The sequence below is a fragment of the Kangiella sp. genome (genome assembly GCF_014762745.1).
Classification (GTDB): domain Bacteria; phylum Pseudomonadota; class Gammaproteobacteria; order Enterobacterales; family Kangiellaceae; genus Kangiella.
In genome coordinates this window covers 25,318-47,059 of record NZ_JABURJ010000119.1, presented here as the reverse complement: position 1 = coordinate 47,059, position 21,742 = coordinate 25,318, and the positions used below count along the sequence as shown (strand labels likewise).

20 protein-coding genes and 1 tRNA gene are annotated in these 21,742 nt (G+C 44.3%); 15 read left to right on the top strand and 6 right to left on the bottom strand.

The genetic code is table 11. From position 1 onward, the window contains the following. Positions 1-10 precede the first annotated feature (10 nt). Entirely contained in the window at positions 11-181 is a 171-nt protein-coding gene (locus HUJ19_RS10325; protein WP_290624111.1) for a hypothetical protein, read from the top strand. On the opposite strand, the gene HUJ19_RS10320 is transcribed toward HUJ19_RS10325, so the two are convergent. Then, complete coding sequence (locus HUJ19_RS10320) at positions 178-606, bottom strand: DUF1801 domain-containing protein (protein ID WP_290624109.1); 429 nt, start codon at positions 604-606, stop codon at positions 178-180. The two genes, HUJ19_RS10325 and HUJ19_RS10320, sit on opposite strands and share 4 nt — an antisense overlap. A gap of 342 nt (positions 607-948) precedes the next feature. Between HUJ19_RS10320 and HUJ19_RS10315 the strand changes: the two genes are divergently transcribed. From HUJ19_RS10315 to HUJ19_RS10300, 4 genes are all read left to right on the top strand, one after another. After that, a complete protein-coding gene (locus tag HUJ19_RS10315) occupies positions 949-1,155 on the top strand; it encodes a cold-shock protein (RefSeq protein ID WP_012801047.1) in 207 nt (68 codons plus the stop codon). A 99-nt stretch (positions 1,156-1,254) separates the two neighbouring features. Then, on the top strand, positions 1,255-1,608 hold the full coding sequence (locus HUJ19_RS10310; RefSeq protein WP_290624107.1) for a DUF2007 domain-containing protein: 354 nt from the start codon (positions 1,255-1,257) through the stop codon (positions 1,606-1,608). 168 nt (positions 1,609-1,776) lie between these two features. Then, the gene (locus tag HUJ19_RS10305; protein WP_290624105.1) at positions 1,777-3,270 is read left to right on the top strand and encodes a M23 family metallopeptidase; all 1,494 of its coding nucleotides are present in this window, start codon (positions 1,777-1,779) and stop codon (positions 3,268-3,270) included. Between the two features lie 295 nt (positions 3,271-3,565). Further along, positions 3,566-3,982 (top strand): hypothetical protein, encoded by a 417-nt coding sequence (locus HUJ19_RS10300; protein ID WP_290624103.1) that lies wholly within the window; start codon positions 3,566-3,568, stop codon positions 3,980-3,982. Positions 3,983-4,046: 64 nt separating this feature from the next. Here the strand turns inward: HUJ19_RS10300 and ald are convergent, their stop codons facing one another. Further along, the gene (gene ald / locus HUJ19_RS10295; RefSeq protein WP_290624101.1) at positions 4,047-5,180 is read right to left on the bottom strand and encodes an alanine dehydrogenase; all 1,134 of its coding nucleotides are present in this window, start codon (positions 5,178-5,180) and stop codon (positions 4,047-4,049) included. Positions 5,181-5,321: 141 nt separating this feature from the next. Here ald and lrp point away from each other — a divergent pair, with 141 nt between their 5' ends. The 10 genes from lrp to HUJ19_RS10245 all read left to right on the top strand — a co-directional run bounded on the left by lrp (position 5,322) and on the right by HUJ19_RS10245 (position 16,829). Beyond that, positions 5,322-5,819, top strand: coding sequence for a leucine-responsive transcriptional regulator Lrp (gene lrp / locus HUJ19_RS10290; RefSeq protein WP_290624099.1), 498 nt, complete (start codon positions 5,322-5,324; stop codon positions 5,817-5,819). A 159-nt stretch (positions 5,820-5,978) separates the two neighbouring features. After that, entirely contained in the window at positions 5,979-8,267 is a 2,289-nt protein-coding gene (locus HUJ19_RS10285) for a DNA translocase FtsK (RefSeq protein WP_367274004.1), read from the top strand. A gap of 394 nt (positions 8,268-8,661) precedes the next feature. Then, complete coding sequence (gene lolA / locus HUJ19_RS10280; RefSeq protein ID WP_290624095.1) at positions 8,662-9,336, top strand: outer membrane lipoprotein chaperone LolA; 675 nt, start codon at positions 8,662-8,664, stop codon at positions 9,334-9,336. A 6-nt stretch (positions 9,337-9,342) separates the two neighbouring features. Beyond that, complete coding sequence (locus HUJ19_RS10275) at positions 9,343-10,686, top strand: replication-associated recombination protein A (RefSeq protein ID WP_290624093.1); 1,344 nt, start codon at positions 9,343-9,345, stop codon at positions 10,684-10,686. Beyond that, positions 10,683-11,066 (top strand): fluoride efflux transporter CrcB, encoded by a 384-nt coding sequence (gene crcB, locus HUJ19_RS10270; protein ID WP_290624091.1) that lies wholly within the window; start codon positions 10,683-10,685, stop codon positions 11,064-11,066. Before HUJ19_RS10275 ends, crcB begins: the two co-directional genes overlap by 4 nt. A 37-nt stretch (positions 11,067-11,103) precedes the next feature. Next, positions 11,104-12,372: a serine--tRNA ligase gene (serS, locus tag HUJ19_RS10265; protein ID WP_290624089.1), complete on the top strand. Its 1,269-nt coding sequence runs from the start codon at positions 11,104-11,106 to the stop codon at positions 12,370-12,372. A gap of 288 nt (positions 12,373-12,660) precedes the next feature. After that, positions 12,661-15,537, top strand: a complete 2,877-nt coding sequence (locus HUJ19_RS10260; RefSeq protein WP_290624087.1) for a TonB-dependent siderophore receptor — start codon at positions 12,661-12,663, stop codon at positions 15,535-15,537. Between the two features lie 79 nt (positions 15,538-15,616). After that, positions 15,617-15,693: transfer RNA gene (locus HUJ19_RS10255), tRNA-Arg, on the top strand. A gap of 72 nt (positions 15,694-15,765) precedes the next feature. Continuing rightward, positions 15,766-16,443, top strand: a complete 678-nt coding sequence (locus tag HUJ19_RS10250; protein ID WP_290624085.1) for a rhodanese-like domain-containing protein — start codon at positions 15,766-15,768, stop codon at positions 16,441-16,443. 2 nt (positions 16,444-16,445) lie between these two features. Further along, the gene (locus HUJ19_RS10245) at positions 16,446-16,829 is read left to right on the top strand and encodes a VOC family protein (protein ID WP_290624083.1); all 384 of its coding nucleotides are present in this window, start codon (positions 16,446-16,448) and stop codon (positions 16,827-16,829) included. 65 nt (positions 16,830-16,894) lie between these two features. Here HUJ19_RS10245 and aguB read toward each other — a convergent pair whose 3' ends face one another. The 4 genes from aguB to speE all read right to left on the bottom strand — a co-directional run bounded on the left by aguB (position 16,895) and on the right by speE (position 21,730). Beyond that, positions 16,895-17,752, bottom strand: coding sequence for an N-carbamoylputrescine amidase (gene aguB / locus HUJ19_RS10240; protein ID WP_290624081.1), 858 nt, complete (start codon positions 17,750-17,752; stop codon positions 16,895-16,897). Between the two features lie 38 nt (positions 17,753-17,790). Continuing rightward, positions 17,791-18,774: an agmatine deiminase family protein gene (locus HUJ19_RS10235; protein WP_290624079.1), complete on the bottom strand. Its 984-nt coding sequence runs from the start codon at positions 18,772-18,774 to the stop codon at positions 17,791-17,793. 6 nt (positions 18,775-18,780) lie between these two features. After that, positions 18,781-20,715, bottom strand: a complete 1,935-nt coding sequence (gene speA, locus HUJ19_RS10230) for a biosynthetic arginine decarboxylase (protein ID WP_290624077.1) — start codon at positions 20,713-20,715, stop codon at positions 18,781-18,783. 151 nt (positions 20,716-20,866) lie between these two features. After that, positions 20,867-21,730: a polyamine aminopropyltransferase gene (speE, locus tag HUJ19_RS10225; protein ID WP_290624075.1), complete on the bottom strand. Its 864-nt coding sequence runs from the start codon at positions 21,728-21,730 to the stop codon at positions 20,867-20,869. Between the last annotated feature and the right edge of the window lie 12 nt (positions 21,731-21,742).

The window sequence follows — 21,742 nt, the reverse complement described above, 5'->3', positions numbered from 1 at the left end:
GGAGATTCTTATGACAAATGAGCATCTTAACGACGAAAAAGAGATCGATAACGCCATCCAGCAAATTGCAAGTGATGCCAACCTTTATGGTTTAGATGCGGAGCGAGTGAAGCAGATTTGGTTCTCTGCACTATTACAACAAGTTGCTGATAACGAACTGGAAAATCACCAGGCTCACTAGCAGCTAGACTGGTTCTTTTTTACGTATTGAGCTGATAGCTCTATCAGCTCTTTCAAAACAGCGGTATCAACATCATCCAGTTTATTGATATACAGGCAAGACTTACCTGTTTTGTATTTTCCTAATTTAGCCATCAGCTCCTCATAGCGTTTAAATCCAGCCATGATATACAGGCTGATATTTTGCTTGCGCGGAGCAAACCCCGTCAGAAACCAATCGCCTTCACGGCCACTGGCATATTTGTAATGATACTCGCCAAAGCCAATCATACTGTCGCCCCACATTTTAGGCTCAGCCTGAGTGGCTTTTCGCATCATCTCTGCAATGGCTAAACAATCCTTACGTTTTTGCTCCGACTCAACCTGATTAATGAAGTCGCTAACGCTAAGGCTGGTCGGCTGGGTTTTATTGGTTGATTTTGCCATACCTGGCTCCGCTGTGAATTTGGCTAGGTTGATGAAACTATTGCATATTTTAGACTATGACAAAAGTGTTACTTTTAGGTGAAATGCTAATGAAAGGATAAAATAAATCTTTACTTATTCGGTGGTTATAGTATTCTTTTCTTCGCTGGTTAAAATAACAGCTATCGAATGGATACATTTTCGATGATACACCGAGTAAATCAGTGGGCCTTAGCTTCATAGATTCACTTCAAGTCGTACCTCGCTATTTGTTACCTAAGTTAGTGTCAATTTTATCTCAGTAAGACCGCCATTTTGGCAACAACTTTATATTTTTAAGCAAATTAGCTTTGGAGTTTTATTATGTCTAAGATCACTGGTACCGTTAAGTGGTTCAACGAATCTAAAGGTTTTGGTTTCATCGAGCAAGAGCAAGGTGAAGATGTGTTTGTACACTTCCGTGCTATTCAAGGTGACGGTTTCAAAACTTTAGCAGAAGGCCAACGTGTTGAGTTCGATATCGAGCAAGGCCCAAAAGGCGCACAAGCTGCTAACGTAACTAAAGTATAATTTATAGAATTGTACATTTAGATCTAAAAAGACCGCGTCAATGGCGCGGTTTTTTTATGCTCAGAATTTATTAAATCCTAATGTAATCAGGGTAGATATATGAAAATTGTTTATCACGCAGAAAATGGTATGGATGCCAGTTTGGTTAAGGATCTGTTATCTTCGGCCGGTATTCATGCAGAAGTTCGCGGAACAGCCCTACAAGGGGCGGTTGGTGAAGCACCCGCAATGAATAATGTTAAAGTCTGGGTTGGGCTTGAGGATTATGCCGAAGCGCGTGAAATAGTCACAGGCTGGGAATCTGCGGAAATTATCATTGATGATGAAAACATGTTTGATGAAGAAGATGATTACCCGCAGGAGCCAATGCGCAGAGAAAGTCACCTGGTCAGAGAAGTGCTTATTGCGGTGGTGATTGTACTGTTGTTTGTCGCCGCAACGATAGAGTTTTAGCCTTTTAAATTCACGTCTAGTTTTATCTCATCTGTATCAAAAGGTACATTCTTGACCAACTCCATACTTTGGTCATGTGTATTCCTATTTAAGTTGATGCAAGTGCCCATGCCCCTTATTCTTGTTGGATCTCAGATTTATCTGCTAAAAAAATAACTGGAGGGAAGCATGACTTTTTTAAATGGGGGTCTACGAGGGTTGGTAGGGCTATGTGTTCTACTGGTCTGCTTTAATTCAACAGTCGCTTTAGCCAGCGACGATGAGTTATCTGAATCAGAGCTTATTACCAAGCACGAATTTGTTTATAGCTATGATGAAATGCTTAACTTTGATGTTGAAGAATATTTGCAGGCCAATGCACCGCACCTGGTAGCTTATTCCGAAGTCATATCTCATTACGCCGGTTACACCTCAATCAGTCCCAAAATCCTTATTGCATTGATGGAGCAGGAAACGGGGATTATTACTAATCCAGTAAGTGCTTCCACCATTTCTCGTCCTTTTGGCGATCTGTCAGCAAAAGTCGGTTTTAAAGAGCAAGTCAAAGATATCAGTACCAGGCTGGCTAAAGAGTTCTATCGAGGGCATTCCTTTCATGATACTGGTGAAAATGAAGTCATGACCACTGATGAGGATGTCTATCGTGCGATTGAGACGATTGTTCCCGAACAGGCGGAAGATGCTATTGGTATCGAGCGCACGCGCGGTACAAAGGGGTCGAGCAAAGAAGTGTCTCGTACTCATAGGACGCTATTTGGCAAATCTGAAAAAGAAGAAAGCAGTACACAGGTGCAAGCAGTAGCCGTTGCCAATCTTGATAACTACTTTCAGTTACCTTTCCCGGTAGGTGAGTCTTGGAGAAACGGCGGGAGCCATACTAACCACGGCAGCGGCGCCTATCCTCAGTCTTCGCTGGATTTCAATGCTGGTGGATATTGGGGTGATAATTTAGGCCATATCTGGGTGGCAGCATCTGCGCCCGGTGTTATCAAGAATCACTCTTCTTGCTTTGCAGAAATCATTCATGAAGATGGTTGGTCAACAACCTATTACCATATCGATAATATTCGATATGCCACAGGCAGCAATATTACAAGAAACACTAGAATTGCCAATTATGCCAGCAATAAAAGTCAGGCCTTGTGTAATGGCGGCCAGTCTACAGGGCCACACTTGCATTTCTCGATGAAAAAAGATGGTCAGTTTTATCACCTTAATGGCATGAGACTTTCTGGCTATCAGGTTCGCACCGGTCGTGATAGCTATGATTCCAATTGCGGTTATTTCTGGTTATCAAGAAATGGTTATAAATATTGTGCCTGGACCAATATTTATAACTACGGAGTAACAAGTGCTGAACCACCTCAAGAAGGCGATACCTACTCAGGATATTTGGGTCACAGAGGGTATCAGGTTCAGCCTGATGGGAGTTGGTTCTACTACTATGGTGGCACTATCTCGGCTGAGCTAACCGGCCCGCAAAACTCGGACTTTGATCTTCGCTTAGAGCGCTGGAATGGTTACAACTGGCAGCGAGCTGCCTTATCTGAAACTCCCAGCTCTAATGAATCTATCAACTACAGAGCCAGCTCTGGTTATTACCGTTTAGTAGTCTATTCGTACTTGGGGTCGGGCAATTACAATTTGAGAATTATCAAGTAGACCGCCCGACTGCACAGGTTAGCGCCAGCACCTTATTCAGCCTCATACAAGGCTGAGCTGCTGGCCTTTTTAATGCAGTTTTAATTTATCGGAGTGTGAAAGGTTTAATTGCAAGCCGTGGCGAAATTTGTAAAAGTCTGAGCATCATTCGGGATATCCCCTGCGCAATTAATGGCAATAGAAAAGGTCATACTTCTTTGGAGCTATTTGCACTCTAATAATAACATCCATATTTCAAAGCTCCTGTATGGCCATTCGCAATCTCCGCAGGATATCGTAGCTTACAGGAGGTTTTATGAACTACTCATTCTTCACACACTTTAAGTCGCTTAACTTTGTTCTCCTGGCTTTTCTGGTACTGGTGGCACCAGTGTCTTTGGCCGACAAACCATCTCTTGATGGCAAGGCTTTTACCATTGAAATGCTGGCTAAAGGGAGTGACAAACCGGTTGAGAACACCTTAACTTTTGAGTCAGGAACTTTCCTTTCTGCGGTGTGTGTTAAACATGATTTTCCGCAGTCAAAATATCGCTCTTATGAAAAGGATGGCGTGACTCACTTCGAGGTTGATGCTAAGAGTTATACAAAAGGCAATATGGTCTGGAAAGGGCAGGTTAACGACAAGGGAGAGTTAGAGGCCAGTGCGGTGTGGCATAAACCAGATGCAGAGAAGCCTGTTGAATTTCAGATTAAGGGCAAGAAAAAGCAGTAACTCTAAAAAAGATAAAGCCGCAACAGGTGCGGCTTTATCAATGGGTAAATCAACTCGGAGTCGATTACATGGTATCGGTACTGATACCCAGTGCTGTGGTTGGCTCAACATAGTCAAAGCCAAGGTTTTCAGCAACCGAGCGCTCAGTAACTTTACCACGATAGACATTAAGACCATTCAATAAATGCGGATCGTCAGCCAAGGCCTTTTTGTAGCCTTTGTTGGCGATATTGATGATGAATGGCAGTGTCGCATTGTTCAACGCAAAGGTTGATGTGCGTGGTACTGCGCCTGGCATGTTGGCAACACAATAGTGAACCACATCATGCAGAATATAGGTTGGGTCGGCGTGAGTGGTCGCTTTTGATGTTTCAAAACAACCGCCCTGATCGATCGCTACGTCAACCAGTACAGCACCTGGCTGCATACGCTTAACCATATCTTCGGTAACCAGTTTCGGAGCTGCCGCACCTGGAATCAATACGCCACCAATAACCAGGTCAGCTGAAATCACGTGTTTTTCCAGCGAGTCATGGCTTGAATAAACCGTTTCAACTTGTGAGCCGAACTCAGCATCGATACGACGCAAGGCATTGACGTTACGATCAAGAACGATAACACGAGCGCCCATGCCAACCGCCATTTTGATTGCGTTGGTACCAACAACACCGCCACCAATAACAACTACTTTCGCAGGTTGTACACCCGGAACGCCGCCAAGCAACATGCCGCGACCACCGTTAGACTTTTCTAAACACTCGGCGCCAGCTTGAATGGACATGCGACCGGCAACTTCTGACATAGGTGCCAATAATGGAAGGCCGCCAGCTGCACCAGTCACCGTCTCGTAGGCAATACACACAGCGCCTGACTTAACCAGGTCTTCAGTTTGTGGCATATCTGGAGCCAAATGAAGATAGGTAAAGAGAATCTGACCTTCACGCAAATGCTTGCGCTCTTCTGCCAAAGGTTCTTTAACTTTAACAATCATATCTGCTTTGGCGAAAACTTCTTCAGCAGAAGGTGCAATAGTCGCACCGACTGCTTGATAATCTTCGTCAGTAAAACCGATACCCATACCGGCATTGGTTTCAACAATAACTTCATGCCCATGAGCAATAACTTCACGAACACTACCAGGCACCATACCCACGCGATATTCGTGGTTTTTAATTTCTTTAGGGACCCCAATCAACATATTTCTAGCTCCAATAAATCAAGGTTTGCCTCGGAAGAGGGATGCACTATTATAGTGACGAATTAAAAGAATTATTTGCTGTTATTGGTCTTTTTATAGTATAAGTCACTATTAAAGAGTATTTTTAGCAAGGAAAATTCTTTGAAAGTTCAAAGTGACAGTAAGCAAATTCTGGACCGAATTGACCTTCGGATTCTCAATGAATTGCAGCAAAATGGACGGATTTCGAATGTGGAGCTGGCCAAGCGTGTTGGCCTTAGTGCCACGCCCTGTCTGGAACGTGTTAAAAGGCTCGAGGCCAATGGTTTTATCGAGGGTTACTCGGCACGTCTAAACCCTATGAAACTGGCTGCAGCGCTGCTGGTTTTTGTTGAAATTCGTTTGTCGAGAACTTCGCCAGATGTGTTTGAAGAGTTCAAACAGGCTGTTACCAAACTCCCAACCATTTTAGAGTGTCACCTGGTTTCGGGTGACTTTGATTATTTATTAAAGGCGCGTGTAGCGGACATGAAGGCTTATCGAAAGCTGCTGGGGGAAACTTTGTTGATGTTGCCCGGAGTGAGCGCATCGCGATCTTATATGGTGATGGAAGAGGTCAAAGAAACTAACTTATTGCCTATCAACCTTGATAGACGCTGATATAGTACTTCTTATAGGCGGTTCACAGTTCAGAATTCGCCATAATTAACTGCTTGAGATAGCTGAAACTTGCTTTAGAATAACTGCAAATTATGAAAGGAAAGTGTTTTGAGTAAAACTAAAAACAAACAATCTGCTACTCGAAAGTCTCCGCAAACGCTGGAGTCAAAAGCGATCCTGCGCAAACGCCTTAGCGAAGGCGGCATGATTCTGCTGGTCACTTTAGCCTTATTCTTTTTTCTAGCGCTATTGACCTACAACCCAAATGATCCAGGGTCGTTTACCAATGGAAGCGGTGCTCCTGTACAAAATTCAGCGGGTAAGGGTGGTGCCTGGTTTGCAGACTTCTTTTTGCATCTGTTTGGCTATTTGGCCTTTTTGATTCCGGTTATTTTTGCTTATTCAGGTTATCTGCTTTACGTCGAACGCAATATCGAGCATGAGCATCCAAAAGCCTTTTGGGCCGTTAAAGGATTAGGCCTGTTAATGGCTGTGGTTGGTGGAGCAGGATTATGCAGTTTGCACTTTTTTGACCCAGCCATTCAGCCAAGCTATACCTCGGGCGGAATTTTGGGTGAGTTCATCATCAGTCTGGTAATTGATGGGCTTGGACTCTATGGCACAACCTTGATTCTTTTGGCTCTGTTCTTGTCGGGCCTGACCTTATTTACCGGTATTTCCTGGTTAAGAATGATGGACAGGGTTGGTGTGTGGGTCGTTCAATCATGGGCCAAGTTAGGCGAGTGGTATGAAAACTTTAAAGACCGCAAGCAGGTTCAAAAGTCAGTCAAAGAATCGGTGGTGAAACGTCAGGAAGCATTGAAACAGGACAAGGTGAAAAGAGAAACTCGCAGTCCGGTTAAAATTGAACCAAAAGTACATCAACCGACAACTCCACCAAAAGTTGCTGCCAAAGCAAAACAGAAACCTTTATTTGATGATATCCCGACTGGCCCAATGCCGGTTATGGAGTTGCTCGACGAACCAGAGCCGCCAAAAAATCACTTCTCAGAAGAAGCTCTGGAGGCGATGTCACGCCTGGTTGAACTTAAGCTAAAAGACTTTGGAGTCGAAGCCCAGGTTATGGAGGTGCATCCTGGTCCTGTGATTACCCGCTTTGAAATAGAGCTGGCGCCCGGGGTAAAGGTCAGCAAGATTTCAAATCTTGCCAAAGATTTGGCCCGTTCGCTTTCCACCATTTCGGTGCGTGTGGTCGAAGTGATTCCTGGCAAAACGTATGTCGGTATCGAGATTCCAAATGAGTCACGCGAGGTGGTTCGTCTGCGCGAAGTATTAGCCTGTGATGAATTTGAAAAGTCAAAATCGCCACTGAGTATGGCCCTAGGTAAAGATATTGCCGGCAATCCAATTGTGGTCAATATGGCTAAAATGCCTCACTTACTGGTAGCTGGTACTACAGGCTCTGGTAAGTCGGTCGGTGTTAACGCCATGATTATCAGTATGCTGTATAAGGCAACGCCAGAAGACCTGCGACTGATCATGATAGACCCCAAAATGCTTGAGCTAAGCGTTTATGAAGGCATCCCACACTTGCTGTGCGAAGTTGTGACTGACATGAAAGATGCCGCTAATGCACTGCGTTGGTCTGTTGGTGAAATGGAGCGTCGCTATCGCTTAATGTCAGCAATGGGCGTTCGAAACTTAGCGGGTTTTAATAAAAAAGTACAAGATGCGATTAAAGCTGGTGAGCCGATTAAAGATCCTCTTTGGCAACCTACCGATGGGTTGGAAGAAGAGCCACCGACGCTTGAGAAACTACCCTCGATAGTGATTGTAATTGATGAGCTTGCTGACATGATGATGATTGTCGGTAAAAAAGTAGAAGAACTGATTGCCCGAATCGCACAAAAAGCCCGTGCTGCAGGTATCCACCTGATTCTAGCAACGCAAAGACCTTCTGTAGATGTGATAACAGGTTTGATTAAGGCGAATATTCCTTCGCGAATTGCTTTCCAGGTATCCTCAAAAATTGACTCAAGAACCATTCTTGATCAGATGGGTGCAGAACAGTTATTGGGTATGGGTGATATGCTGTATCTGCCCGGCGGCTCCAACATTCCAACCCGTATTCACGGTGCCTTTGTTGATGATGACGAAGTGCATCGTGTGGTTGAAGATTGGAAGAAGCGTGGTGAGCCTGAGTATCTTGACGAAGTGATTAGTGGAACCAGCGAAGTTCCCGTTCCTGGAATTCCAGGTATGGAAGGCGATGGTGGTGATAGTGAGCAAGATGAGCTCTTTGACCAGGCGGTTGCCATTGTCACAGAAACTCGTAGAGCATCCATTTCGGGGATCCAGCGTCGCTTAAAAATTGGGTATAACCGAGCAGCCCGAATGGTTGAGGCGATGGAAGCCGCAGGTATTGTGTCGGAGATGGGGTCTAATGGGGCGAGGGAAGTGTTGGCTCCTCCACCTCCAAAAGACTGATCCAGCTAGTTAGTTTGCCAATACTTTGTTGTTCTGAATTCTTTAGTATCGTCGTTTACAAAAGCGTAAACTTCTCACTAAAGAATTCAGAACGCCGCGTCTTGGCTACACCTCTGACGCTGGATACAGTTTAGTATGTTGAGGTAAAAGAGTGTTGGGCGTATTGTTAATACGGCGTTATAAAATCATTAAATTTTTGTCATTTAGATAGCTAAACTCCGCAATTTAATGATTTTATGCCATGTCTTAACTTCACCGTTAACGCTCAAAGTATTTGCTTCGGACTGACACTGAATGCCATATAACCCTTTATCATCAAGATTAGATGTTAAGGCCTAATTCAGTATAGCCAGGCTATAAAGTAATTAACTTTGGCCATATTATGGTAACGATAATGATTAATAGTATTGTAAAAAGATTTGGTCAGTTGGCTACTGCCAGCACTCTATTATGTACTAGTGTTTTAGCTTTGGCTGATGCACCGCAGGATCTAGAGAAAAAGCTGACTGCGATTGATAGTTTTAAGGCAGATTTTAGTCAGGTGATTACCGATGAGTTCGGCACTTTGATTGATAAGTCGTCTGGTCATTTTGAACTGCAACGACCGCAGTTGTTTCGCTGGGTGGTGAGCGAGCCATTTGAACAGGAAATTGTCGCCGATGGTGTTAACTTGTGGCAATTCGATATTGATATTGAACAAATCAACGTGTCGAGTCTTGATCAAACTTTAGCCAATTCACCAGCAGCTTTATTGAGTCAGGCGCAGTTGGATGTTGCTACCAATTACGAAGTGGCATCGGTTAAAGGTGAGGGTGATGAGGTGATGATGTATCACCTGATGCCTCGCGATCCTGATGCTTTATATGAAGTCTTGATTATTGAATTTAAGGGCGATGAGTTGGTCGCATTACAGGTACGCGATAACCTCGGTCAATCTACACTGGTTGATTTCACTAATGTAGTGATGAACCCAGAGTTTGATGACAATTATTTTGAGTTTGAAGTTCCGGAGGGCGTTGACGTTATAGACAGCCGTAATTCTTTGGATGATGAGGACGAAAGCTTCTAATTACTCATGAGTGGTCAATCAAACTTATTCTCAAGTTCTCCTCTCAATGCTCCATTGGCTGACAGGCTGCGCCCAACATCTTTGAACGATTATGTTGGCCAGGAGCATTTATTAGCGCCTGGAAAACCACTTCGTCAGGCAATTGAAACACAACGTCCATTTTCCTTGATTTTCTGGGGGCCTCCCGGTACCGGAAAAACAACCTTAGCTCGCCTTATTGCACAAAGCTCTAATGCCCACTTTATTACCATTTCAGCAGTTCTGGCCGGGGTAAAAGATATCCGTGCGGCAGTGGATGAGGCTCGTCAATATCAGTCGCAGGGCAAGCCAACCATTTTGTTTGTTGATGAGGTGCATCGTTTTAATAAGGCACAGCAGGATGCATTTTTACCTTACGTCGAAGATGGAACGCTTACTTTTATAGGTGCCACAACCGAGAATCCTTCTTTTGAACTAAATAATGCGCTACTTTCCAGAGCGCGTGTTTTTGTATTGAAGGATCTGTCTGAAGCAGCCTTAGATAAGCTGATCAGCCGCGCTTTGTTGGATGAAGAGCTTGGCCTCGGTAAATACCATCTATCGATTGCCGATGACAGCCGAAAGCACTTAATTGATGCCGCCGATGGGGACGGACGTCGCTTACTAAATTTTTTAGAGCTGGCCAGCGAACTTGCCTTAGCTAAAAATGAAGAATCTCCTGTCATTGACGATGAAGTGTTAGAAGAAACTCTGACTCAGTCGCTACGTCGCTTTGATAAAGGTGGTGAACACTTTTATGATCAAATTTCAGCGCTGCATAAGTCAGTGCGAGGCAGCAATCCCGATGCCGCACTTTATTGGTTCTGTCGCATGATTGATGGTGGTTGTGATCCGCTGTATGTGGCGCGTCGAGTGGTAAGAATGGCCAGTGAGGATATTGGCAATGCTGATCCGCGAGGTCTGACGTTAGCGTTAAATGCGTGGGATGTTCAGGAGAGATTGGGCAGTCCGGAAGGGGAGTTAGCCATTGCTCAGGCGATTATTTACCTAGCCTGTGCGCCAAAAAGTAACGCAGTCTACAAGGCCTATAATAATGCCCTGCGTGATGTCAGAAACGAACCGACTTATGAGGTGCCACTGCATATTCGCAATGCGCCGACCAAGCTGATGAAAGAATTGGATTATGGCACTGAATATCGCTACGACCACGATGAGCCTGATGCTTTCTCTGCCGGACAAACTTATTTGCCAGAAGAAAAGGGTGGTACTCAGTATTATCATCCAGTGGATAGGGGGCTGGAGAAAAAGATAGCTGAAAAACTGGCCTGGCTCAAAGCTAAAAGCGATCAATATAACAAGGGGAGCTTATGAATATAGCCGTTATTGCGAGCATAGGCTTAGGTGGTGCTTTAGGCGCTGTTGCTCGATTCAAGTGTCGCGACCTGGCTGAATGGCTCTTTGGTGAACATTATCTATGGGGAACTTTGCTGGCTAATGTCATTGGCTGTTTTATTGCGGGTTTCCTATTAATCTTTTGGCAAGCGGCCCAAGTTTCCAATAGTGTGCGTTTTGGTGTGATTATTGGTTTTCTCGGCGCTTTGACCACTTTCTCAACCTTTTCCGTGGAAACCTTCCAGTTGATGCAACAGCACTTGTGGCTCAAGGCTGGACTTAATATTAGCGCCAATTTACTAGTTTGCATGCTTTTCGTGTTTTTTGGTGCTTGGCTTGGTGGTAGAATGGCCGCCTGAAATTTACGGCAAACCTATAACGGATTCAAAAAAGACAATGCTTGACCCTAAATTATTACGAACTGACATTGATGCTGTTGCTAAGAATCTGGCAAAGCGTGGTTTTGAGCTTGATGTAGAGCAATACAATAAACTTGAAGAAGAGCGTAAAGCTATTCAGGTTGAAACTCAGGAATTGCAGAATGAGCGTAACTCAAGCTCCAAGTCGATAGGGCAAGCCAAAGCACGAGGCGAAGATATTCAGCCGTTATTGGATCAGGTTGCCAGCTTAGGAAGCAAGCTTGATGCTGCTAAAGAGCGTCTTAATCAAGTGTTGACTCAGTTGGATGAGATTCACTATGGCATTCCTAACCTGCTGGATGATTCAGTCCCAGAAGGCAAAGACGAGAGTGAGAATGTTGAGATTCGTCGCTGGGGTGAGCCGCGTCAGTTTGATTTCGAGCCTAAAGACCATGTTGAAGTGGGTGAAGCCTTAAACGGCTTGGATTTTGCCAGTGCTGCCAAAATTGCCGCCAGCCGCTTCATCGTGAAAAAAGGTTTGGTTGCCAAACTGCACAGAGCGTTGATTCAGTTTATGCTCGATTTGCACAGCAAAGAGCACGGCTATGAAGAAGTCTACGTTCCTTATATGGTCAATGCTGAAAGTTTAACCGGTACAGGGCAGCTGCCTAAATTTGAAGAAGACTTATTTAAGGCACAAGGCAAAAATCAGGATGACCGTCCTTTGTACTTGATCCCAACCGCAGAAGTGCCCGTCACTAACCTGGTTCGGGATGAAATTGTCGAAGCCGATCAATTGCCTTTGCAGTTCGTGGCGCATACGCCGTGTTTCCGCAGTGAAGCCGGCTCTTATGGCCGTGATGTGCGCGGTCTTATTCGCTTACACCAGTTTGAGAAAGTTGAATTGGTGCATATCACCAAACCTGAAGATTCAATGGATGCGTTGGAACGCTTGATTAGCCACGCTGAGAAAGTCTTGCAGTTGCTTGAACTGCCATATCGCGTAGTGACGCTTTGTTCCGGAGACATCGGGTTCGGTGCCACCAAAACCTACGATATTGAAGTATGGCTACCAAGTCAGAATACCTATCGTGAGATCTCTTCCTGTAGCAATACTGGAGATTTCCAGGCGCGTCGTATGCAAGCTCGTTGGCGTAACCCGGAAACTGGTAAACCAGAGCTTCTACACACACTAAACGGCTCAGGACTGGCAGTAGGCCGTACATTGGTCGCTATTCTGGAAAACAATCAAAATGCCGATGGCAGCATTAATATTCCAGAGGCACTGAAACCTTACCTTCGTTAATCAGGTACCACACATATCTAATAAAAGCCCAGCACCGCTGGGCTTTTTCGTATTTACCTGACGAATATCGAGGATTCATTACTATAATAGTTCTGGATAACCCCTTCTAAAACAGCTGGTTATGTGCTTATTCCTAATTAATCTAATGCTCATCATAAAAATATCTAATTTTTGTATTCACATTTGCATTTTATTTACATAAACTTACAAAGTTTGTTCATTTTGCAACAAGGCGCAGTGAACAAATTACTTTCTAGGAAATTTTACTAATTAGAAGAGAGGGTTCTGATGACAATAAGAAGTAATCTAATTGCTAAAGCCGTGAAAATGGCTCTATTAGCAACTGCTTCTGCCTCTTTGGCTTTGACCGCCACCGTAAATGCTGCGGAAGAGCAGGAAGAGGGAGCAGAGGAAGAAAAAGTCGAGAAAGTCACCGTTATTGGTTCTCGAATCAAAAGAACAGCGATTGAAGGTGCACAGCCTGTTACCGTAATAACTAACGAAGATATGGCCGAGCAAGGTCATGTGACAGTATTTGATGCTTTAACAAACTTAACTCAAAACAGTAGTTTCCAATTCGAAGGGCCAGAGTTCTCGAACGGTTTCACTCCAGACGTTCAAACATTGAACCTGAGAGGTATAGGTGTTGGTAACACACTATTGCTTCTTAATGGTCGTCGTATTTCTTCTTACCCAGCAGCTTATCAATCTGACACTTCAGTCTTTAACTTTGGCGCAATTCCTGCAGCAGCCGTTAAAGAAATTCGTGTGCTGAGTACAGGCGCATCTGCAATTTACGGTTCTGATGCTGTTGCTGGTGTTGTTGATATTATTCTTAAGGATGATGTGGATAGCACAACAGTTAACTTAATTGTTGGTACTCCAACAGAAGCTGACTCCAACCCACTTGATACTCAATTTAAACTGGTCACAGGTAAAACATTTGATAACGGCAATGTCACTGTTGCTTATCAATATACTGATAGAGAACTGATTACCTCTGGTGAGTTTGATGACTATGATTCAGATCTTGACTATCCTTACGGTGATGGTGTTTTGACGCGATACGTACTTGGCTTAAATTGGTGGGATAATTTAAATGGTCGAGAGTATTACGTTGATCCTGGCGCAGGTACCTGTGAGGGTATGGAAAACGGCACTGAGCGGGCATTTAGACCTGTAGCAGGCTATTTCTGTGGCGATGATGGCGCAGCCCAGTCCTCTTTTAGAAACGCAAAAGAGTCGCATTCATTATTTTTACATGGTGATTATCAGTTAAGTAATGATGTACAGTTATTCGCAGATGTTTTGTACTATCAAAGTGAATCTGCAAATAATAGTCACTATCTGTTCGTTTCTGAGGATATTCTTGATACATCAACCATTGTCGATACCGGTTTTGGCTTCAATTATTACGACTGGTTCTTAGCTCAGCGCTTATTCACTGAAGAAGAGTTGGGTATGAATTTAGATACTCAGTTTGAAGATGAGTCGTTAAGCTTCACTGTAGGTGCAAATGGATATCTTGGTGAGCATCAATGGGAAGTTGCCTTAAATCGTTCGGACTATGAGTATAATTCTGCAAGTCCTTGGTGGAAGGCCGAAGAGGTTATTAACTTATTCCTTGGCGACTACTACGGGACTAGTTTCTTTGGTACTGACTGGTGGTCTGGTACAGGTGTGCCTTTTGGGTTACGTGATAACTTATTTGCACCTCTCGACGAAACCACACTGCCATTGGTGCAAAATGCAATTGGTACTCAGACTTATGGTAATGAAACGTCCTCAACGAGTGCAAACTTTAATATCACGGGTGACTGGTTCGACAATTGGGCTGGTACCGTAAGTTACGCAGCGGTATTTGAGTATGAAAAACAGGATTTTGAGTTCATTCCCGATGAGCGTATTTCCCAAGACCCTCCATTACCAAATTTAACTGGTTCTGGGTGGTGGAAGCTTACGGGTTATCAAGGTGGCGGTGACAGAACTCGATATGCTGTCGGCGGAGAGTTGTTGATTCCACTTCATGAAACTTTCGAGTTGAACTTAGCTGCACGTATCGATAACTATGATAGTCAGTCTTCATCAATTGGAACAAGAACGACTCCATCATTGAGTTTTACATGGAGACCGATCGAAGAGTTCTTATTACGTGGTGGTTATACAGGAAGTTTTAGAGCGCCAGACTTGAATCAGGTTTATACCACAACTGGCTTCTATACCGGAGGTACGGATTTAGTACAATGTTACCAAGTATTCTTATATAACAATGGACTCACTGAAGCGGACTTGCCTCCGAGTGATTTCGATATAAGTAACTGTTCATCGTCAACGATTTTTGCAGAACGTGTTGGTGCGCAAGAGTTGGGTGGTGAGCCTCTAAAAGATGAAACTGGTTATTCAGCCTGGCTTGGCTTTTCTGCTGATCTTACAGACGATCTTACTTTTATGGCGACTCTTAACCGTCTTCGTTTAGAAGACCGGGTCTTGACAGAAAGTGCTTCAGGTCTACTTAGAGAAGAATGGAACTGTTACACGGGTGAGCTTTCAGCTGACCAATGTGCTGACAATAATGCTAGAATTGGCCGTGAAACAGATCCTGGCACAGGTATTTCTTACATTTCTCGCTTGAATGTTACACCTTTTAATGCAGCAGTGACTGAAATTGATAGTCTGGATGCTAGTATTAGATGGGGACATAACTTTGCTCCAGGGCGCCTTGAGTTTAATGTTGATTATAGCCATATGCTAACTAACAAGTATCAATCAAGCGATGACAGTCCTGAGATTGATTTGCGAGATGATGAGTTCCTAGGGGGCTGGGATCCTCGTTCGCGAGTAACAGCAACCATGGCATGGTCTTCAGATGATTACCGTGTTGCCCTTACAGCGTTCCGTCGTGGCGGTGTAACAGCATGGCGTCCAAGCTTAAGAGACCCAGACCGTGATTATCGCATGCGTCCTTATATAACTTATAACTTGACCGCCAACTATAATTGGTCTGATAGTTTCTCTACTGGATTGAGAGTTAGAAATCTGCTTAATGCAAAGCCTCCTAAAGATGAAACTTTCCAGTTCTTTGACTACCCATGGTATAACCACTTTGTTTATGCCGGTGCTGGTATAGGAAGAGAGATTTATCTTGAAGCAACTTATACATTCTAATTTGTTTGAATGTTTTAAAACGCCTCAGAAATGAGGCGTTTTTTTATTCTCAAAAAGCATTATAATTTCTGTCCATCAAACCCCCGTAGCTCATCTGGATAGAGCGTCCCCCTCCTAAGGGGAAGGTAACAGGTTCGAATCCTGTCGGGGGTGCCATTCCTTCCTTGATTCTCTTTGGCTCTCGTATAACAATGGAGTTGTGTGCTTATAATGATTGTTGGAGTGCTTATGAGAGCTTTTAAAATTATCTTTTTATTATCTGTTAGTTATTTGCTTGCATCTTGTGCATCTACACCAAGTGTTGAGGGTGAATCTGAGTCGCAAAAGCTTCAGGCGCAAGAGTTTATGATGTCTACTGGTGATATCGTAAGATTTAAAGACTCCTCTCTTGAGTTTTTAAAAATCGTTAATGACTCCAGATGCCCTAAAGGCGCCCAATGTGTAACCGATGGTTCGGCTACTTTGAGTTTTATGTATTTAACGCCGAATTCTGCAGAATCATTTTCTCTCGATACTGCTGAAAACTCTGTTCATACCTTCGAAAACATCCAAATTGGTTTGATGTCGTTTGATCCTTTGCCTTCTGAGGGGAGTATTTTAAGCCCAGAAGAATTTACTGCTCGAGTGATCGTTGCAGAAGAGGGTGCTTTAGAAGATGTGACAATCATTGATGTTCGTACTGAAGGTGAATACAACAATAGTCATTATTCAGGCGCGGTAAATCTACCGGTTGATGAAATCGCTGATCGAATTTCAGAGCTAAATCTTGATAAGGACGAAACCTTCATTGTTTATTGTCGGAGTGGTAATCGTGCTGGCAAAGCCAAAGAAGAGCTTGAAGCAATGGGTTACACCAACGTCATTAATGGTGTTAGCGAAGATAGTCTAAACAAACTCATGGATTGATGATGAACGGAAAAGTACTAGGCATTGGTGGCGTATTTTTTAAATGTAAAGACAAGGATGCTTTAGGGCAGTGGTATGAGAAAGCTTTAGGCTTCAAGATAGACCCCAGTTATGGTGGTACCAGCTTTCCCAGTAGTCAGTTACCTCAAGATGCGTACACAGTTTGGGGGGCGTTTAAATCGAGTACCGATTACTTTGCTCCATCAGATAAGGACTTCATGCTAAATCTTATGGTCGATGATGTTGAAGCATGCATAAAACAGGTGGTCGCCAATGGAGGCAAGCAAGTTGGTGACATTTGCGAAGAAGACGGTTTTGGCAAATTTGCCTGGTTTATGGATCCGGAAGGCAACAAAATTGAGTTATGGCAGATGCCGGAGCAGTAATAAATAGCTCCCTCGATAAGAGAAAGCCCAGCTAGTTGCTGGGCTTTTTTTGTTGCATTAGGATTTTAGAACTGAGTGATTCGTCCGTAATACTCTGGGCGGCGGTCTCTGAATAAGCCCCAGCTAGCACGCTGCTTTGCTACCTGGTCCAAATCAAACTCCTGACAGATAACTCCTTCGCTGGTTTTGTCCATTTCCTGTACTTTGGCACCAAAAGGATCGGTGATAAATGAGGAGCCATAGAACGTAATGCCGCAGCTTTCGCCCTGTTCAGTGCCTATGCGGTTTGAAGCCACAACAGGAACCATGTTGGCACCGCTGTGGCCTTGCATCACGCGCTGCCAGTGCTCGCGTGAATCCCAGTCCGGATCTTGCGGCTCCGAGCCAATCGCAGTGGGGTAGTAAATGACTTCAGCACCTTGCAGCGCAAGAATACGAGCCGCTTCAGGGAACCATTGATCCCAGCAGACTGCAGCGCCCATGCGACCAAATTTGGTGTCCCATACTTTAAAGCCTGTATCACCAGGTGAAAAATAAAACTTTTCTTGATAACCATGCCCGTCTGGAATATGCATTTTGCGGTAGTTGTCCATGATGGTGCCATCAGCATCAATCATGGCAAGTGAGTTAAAGTGGGCATTGCCAGCTTTTTCGAAGTAACTGATTGGCAAAACTACACCTAACTGTTTAGCAACCGTTGAAAAATGCTGTAGTACACGACTGCCAGGGTAGGGTTCAGCCCAATCAAAATACTTAGGATCCTGATCTTTGCACCAGTAATAGCCTGCAAATAGCTCCTGCAAAAGAATTGCGTTGGCGCCTTGTTCTGCAGCCTGTTTAACTAAAGCTTCACCTTTAGCGATGTTCTCATCAAAGTTTGCACTAACCGCAAACTGGGTTGCTGCGAATGTTACGTTTCTCATAGTGTTATCACCTGTAAAGACTCAAATGTATGAGTTCATTAAATCTTGGGTTGCTGCATGGTTATGCAGTGAATGCCGCCGCCACCGACTAAAATCTCGTTAGCATCAATCTGATGAATATTTCGGTGCGGGAATAGGTCAGTTAGAACTGACTTTGCTTCATTATCTTGTTTGCAGTTAAAAGACGGCATAATGATTGCATCATTAGCAATATAAAAGTTGATGTATGAAAGCGGCACACGAAGACCATCTTCATAACGTGCTTCAGGCTCTGAAATTTCAATGAGCTTTAAGTTGTTATCACGAAGGATTGTGCGGTTATCCTGGTAAATAGCAAAGTTCTCGCTATCCTTGCTGCAGCTTTGGCTAACCACTAAATCATCCTCAACAAAGCAGGCAATATTGTCTATATGGCCGTCGGTATCAACATCGCCAGCCACGCCTTTCTCTAACCATACCACTCTATCTGCGCCAAACAGATCGAGTAATACTTGCTCGATCTGTTGCTGGCTCATGGATGGATTTCGGTTTGGATTTAACAGACACTCTTTGGTGGTCAAAATCGTACCTTGTCCATTGGAGTGAATCGCACCACCTTCTAATACCATATCAATCTTTCGCGATTGACTACCGTTATAGTTGATGATGTTGTCAGCAACTTTGGCATCATTATCATAAGGTGAGAACTTATTACCCCAGGCGTTAAACTGGAAGTCTAAAGCAACAGGCTTACCATTCTCTTCAATCCAGATCGGCGCGGTGTCGCGTGTCCAGCTATCGTCGATCGTCATCTCTACCAAAGTGATCGAGCTGCTAAGTTTTTTTGTAGCAAAAGCTTTATGCTCAGGCTTAACTAGCATAAACAGTGGCTCATAATCAGCAATGGTATTAGCAACTTCGGCAAACGCCAGTTGCGCCTTTTCCAAACCATTGGTCCAAATTTCAGTACGGCACGGCCAGGCCATCCAGGTTGCCTGATGAGTTTCCCATTCAGCTGGCCAGCGTCTAGTTAACTGAGTCATTTCAGATTAATCCTCTAAATAGCTGTAGCCATAAATACCTTCGCGCAATTCGGCAAGATATTGGCGTTGCTGCGTTTGTTCAAGGTTGCTCGCTTTAAGCTGGCGACGATATGACTCTAATAATGATTTAGCATCAAAATCCACATACTCCAGCATTTCATCAACGCCCGAACCATAATCAGTACCAGTAATCTTGATTTCACCTTTCTCGGTCAATACCAGATCGATGGTGTGCGTGTCACCAAATAGGTTATGCATGTCACCTAGAATTTCCTGGTAGGCACCAACCATGAAGAAGCCCAGCAAGTATTCATCACCTGGCGTATAAGTAGGCAGCAACAGAGTAGGGGTAATACTCTGGGCATTAACATACTGCTCCAGAACGCCATCACTGTCACAGGTGATGTCCTGAATAATCACGCTCTCAGTCGGCTCTTCCTGTAGTCCCACCAAAGGCATCACAGGGAATATCTGATCAATTGCCCAGGCATCCGGCAATGACTGGAAAATAGAAAAGTTAACGAAGTATTTGCTTGCCAGTTTTTCATTTAATTCATCCAGCGTATTCTGATGCTCCTGAATTTCTGGAACTAACTTTGTTTTCACTAGCATTAAAATCATGCGGTGCAGACGCTCGGCCATAGCACGCTCGGCCAGCGACAGTACTTGGTGACTGAACATACCTTGGGCTTCGGTCAGCAGGTAACCGGCATCGTGGAAGCTTTCCATCAGTTTGCGGTTATTTTTTGTACTTAGCGCTTCCTGATAGCTTTCCCAGAGGTTTTGTAGAACTAACGGTGCTTCTTCTGACGGTGCCTCTAAATCAACTTTTTCAGGAGCTTCTGAGTCAATAACATTAGCGATCAGCACCGCATGGTGAGCAGTGAGTGCGCGACCAGATTCGGTAATAATATTGGGGTGAGGCAAATCATTTTCATTGGCAACATCATAAAATGCCCAAACCACGTTATTGGCGTATTCAGATAAGCTGTAGTTAATGGAGCAATGGCTTTGACTGCGAGTGCCTTCATAATCGACGCCTAAACCACCACCAACATCCACGGTTTCAACAGGCACGCCAAGTGCATGCAGCTCAGCATAGAAGCGAGCGCATTCTTTGAGTGCATTCTGAATGTCGCGAATCGAGGTGATCTGCGAGCCCAGGTGGAAGTGTAACAGCTTGAATATATCAACCTGATCCTTAGCTTGAAGTGTTTCAACCAGACGCAAAATCTGGCTGGCAGATAAACCAAACTTGGAGTGATCACCGCCTGAGGTCTGCCATTTAGATTCGCCTTTGGAAGCCAGACGAGCACGCACACCAATGGTTGGCTTTACGCCCATGCTTTCAGCTTCTTCCAGCACTAATTGAAGCTCTGTCAGCTTCTCTACAACGATATAAACCTTGTGTCCAAGTTGCGTACCAATTAACGCGGTACGAATATACTCACGGTCCTTGTAGCCGTTGCAGACGATGGTCGAGTTGGTGTGCTCAGATAATGCAAGAACTGCCATCAGCTCTGGCTTACTGCCTGCCTCAAGACCAATCTGCTTGTCATTACTGTCATTAATGGCGGCCTGGCTTTGTACAATTTCTTCGACTACACGGCGCTGCTGATTGACCTTGATCGGATAGCAGATGGTGTAGCGTCCCTGGAACTCGTATTCCTTGATGGCCTGATTAAAAGCTTCGCATAAGCTATTAACACGGTTATGCAGAATATCGCCAAAGCGTAGCAGGGCAGGCATCTGAAAGCCTTTCTTTTGCAACTCCTTGCAGATCTCTGAAAGCTCAAAATTAAACTCAGGGCGGTTGCGGTCGGGCTTAACCACCAGGTTACCTTGGTCATTCAGGTCGAAATAGCCTTCGCTCCAATAAGGAAGGTTGTAGTGGGCGCGGGCTTTTTCGATGCTCCAAGCTTCATTTTGATCAACTGCCATTGGGCTGCTTTCTCCAGTTAAATCTTCAGGTTAGAAGAGGTTAAAATAATTAAAGTTATATACCTAAAGTGCTCTTAAAACTATCATTTCTGCGCATTAGATACAAAAAAGGCGAACTGTCTAAGTTCGCCTTTGTGTTCTCTTGCACGCTTTACTTGAGCGCCTCAATCACGTATTGGGGCAGGGCAAAGCTGGCGACGTGCAACTCAGGATTATAGTACCTGGTACTAAAGTTAGCCTTGCTAAATCGCTCGCGAATCGTTTCTACTGAATGTTGACGCAAAGATGCATCGTCAGAACCCCACGACAGGGTCATATTACCGCCAACATAGGTAGGGACTGCCGTAACATAAAACCAGCGATCGTCAAAAATACCTTCAAAGCGATTGTAGGTGGTTTTGACCTCATCAATCTGCATGAAGCTGACGCCGTTCTGGGTTGCTAATACACCGCCTTCATTCAGACTGTCTTTACAGCCTTGATAAAAGCGAGAGGTAAAGAGCACTTCACCAGGGCCCTCGGGATCGGTCGAGTCAGAAATAATGACATCAAACTTCTCGCCGTCCTCAGAATTAGCGTTATTCACAATAAAATCGACCCCATCGGCAATGACAAGATTAACCCGCGGATCATCAAAAGCATCGTCAGAGTGTTTCGGAAAGTATTGCTTACACATATCGACTACGGCAGCATCAATCTCTACCATAGTAACATGTTCAACTTCAGGGTGACGTAAGACTTCGCGTAAGATACCGCCATCACCACCACCGATAATCAAGACGCGCTTTGCATTGCCATGCGCAAAAAGAGGCACATGAGTCAGCATTTCGTGATAAATGAACTCGTCTTTTTCAGTGGTCTGAATGACTCCGTCCAACGCCATCACATTGCCAAACTGTTCATTCCTGAAAATGATCAGATGCTGATGCTCTGTTTTACTTTCAAACAAAACTTCATCAACAATGAAGCTCTGCCCGTAAGTGCTGTACAGGGTTTCGATAAATCTTTTTGCCATGTCGATTAATTG

What these genes read in the sequence shown, in the direction of transcription:
- speA (WP_290624077.1), bottom strand. Translation starts at nt 20,715, where the DNA reads ATGGCAGTTGATCAAAATGAAGCTTGGAGCATCGAAAAAGCCCGCGCC.
- HUJ19_RS10300 (WP_290624103.1), top strand. Translation starts at nt 3,566, where the DNA reads ATGAACTACTCATTCTTCACACACTTTAAGTCGCTTAACTTTGTTCTC.
- HUJ19_RS10315 (WP_012801047.1), top strand. Translation starts at nt 949, where the DNA reads ATGTCTAAGATCACTGGTACCGTTAAGTGGTTCAACGAATCTAAAGGT.
- HUJ19_RS10320 (WP_290624109.1), bottom strand. Translation starts at nt 606, where the DNA reads ATGGCAAAATCAACCAATAAAACCCAGCCGACCAGCCTTAGCGTTAGC.
- serS (WP_290624089.1), top strand. Translation starts at nt 11,104, where the DNA reads ATGCTTGACCCTAAATTATTACGAACTGACATTGATGCTGTTGCTAAG.
- lolA (WP_290624095.1), top strand. Translation starts at nt 8,662, where the DNA reads ATGATTAATAGTATTGTAAAAAGATTTGGTCAGTTGGCTACTGCCAGC.
- HUJ19_RS10310 (WP_290624107.1), top strand. Translation starts at nt 1,255, where the DNA reads ATGAAAATTGTTTATCACGCAGAAAATGGTATGGATGCCAGTTTGGTT.
- speE (WP_290624075.1), bottom strand. Translation starts at nt 21,730, where the DNA reads ATGGCAAAAAGATTTATCGAAACCCTGTACAGCACTTACGGGCAGAGC.
- ald (WP_290624101.1), bottom strand. Translation starts at nt 5,180, where the DNA reads ATGTTGATTGGGGTCCCTAAAGAAATTAAAAACCACGAATATCGCGTG.
- HUJ19_RS10235 (WP_290624079.1), bottom strand. Translation starts at nt 18,774, where the DNA reads ATGACTCAGTTAACTAGACGCTGGCCAGCTGAATGGGAAACTCATCAG.
- HUJ19_RS10305 (WP_290624105.1), top strand. Translation starts at nt 1,777, where the DNA reads ATGACTTTTTTAAATGGGGGTCTACGAGGGTTGGTAGGGCTATGTGTT.
- HUJ19_RS10245 (WP_290624083.1), top strand. Translation starts at nt 16,446, where the DNA reads ATGAACGGAAAAGTACTAGGCATTGGTGGCGTATTTTTTAAATGTAAA.
- crcB (WP_290624091.1), top strand. Translation starts at nt 10,683, where the DNA reads ATGAATATAGCCGTTATTGCGAGCATAGGCTTAGGTGGTGCTTTAGGC.
- HUJ19_RS10260 (WP_290624087.1), top strand. Translation starts at nt 12,661, where the DNA reads ATGACAATAAGAAGTAATCTAATTGCTAAAGCCGTGAAAATGGCTCTA.
- HUJ19_RS10275 (WP_290624093.1), top strand. Translation starts at nt 9,343, where the DNA reads ATGAGTGGTCAATCAAACTTATTCTCAAGTTCTCCTCTCAATGCTCCA.
- HUJ19_RS10325 (WP_290624111.1), top strand. Translation starts at nt 11, where the DNA reads ATGACAAATGAGCATCTTAACGACGAAAAAGAGATCGATAACGCCATC.
- aguB (WP_290624081.1), bottom strand. Translation starts at nt 17,752, where the DNA reads ATGAGAAACGTAACATTCGCAGCAACCCAGTTTGCGGTTAGTGCAAAC.
- HUJ19_RS10250 (WP_290624085.1), top strand. Translation starts at nt 15,766, where the DNA reads ATGAGAGCTTTTAAAATTATCTTTTTATTATCTGTTAGTTATTTGCTT.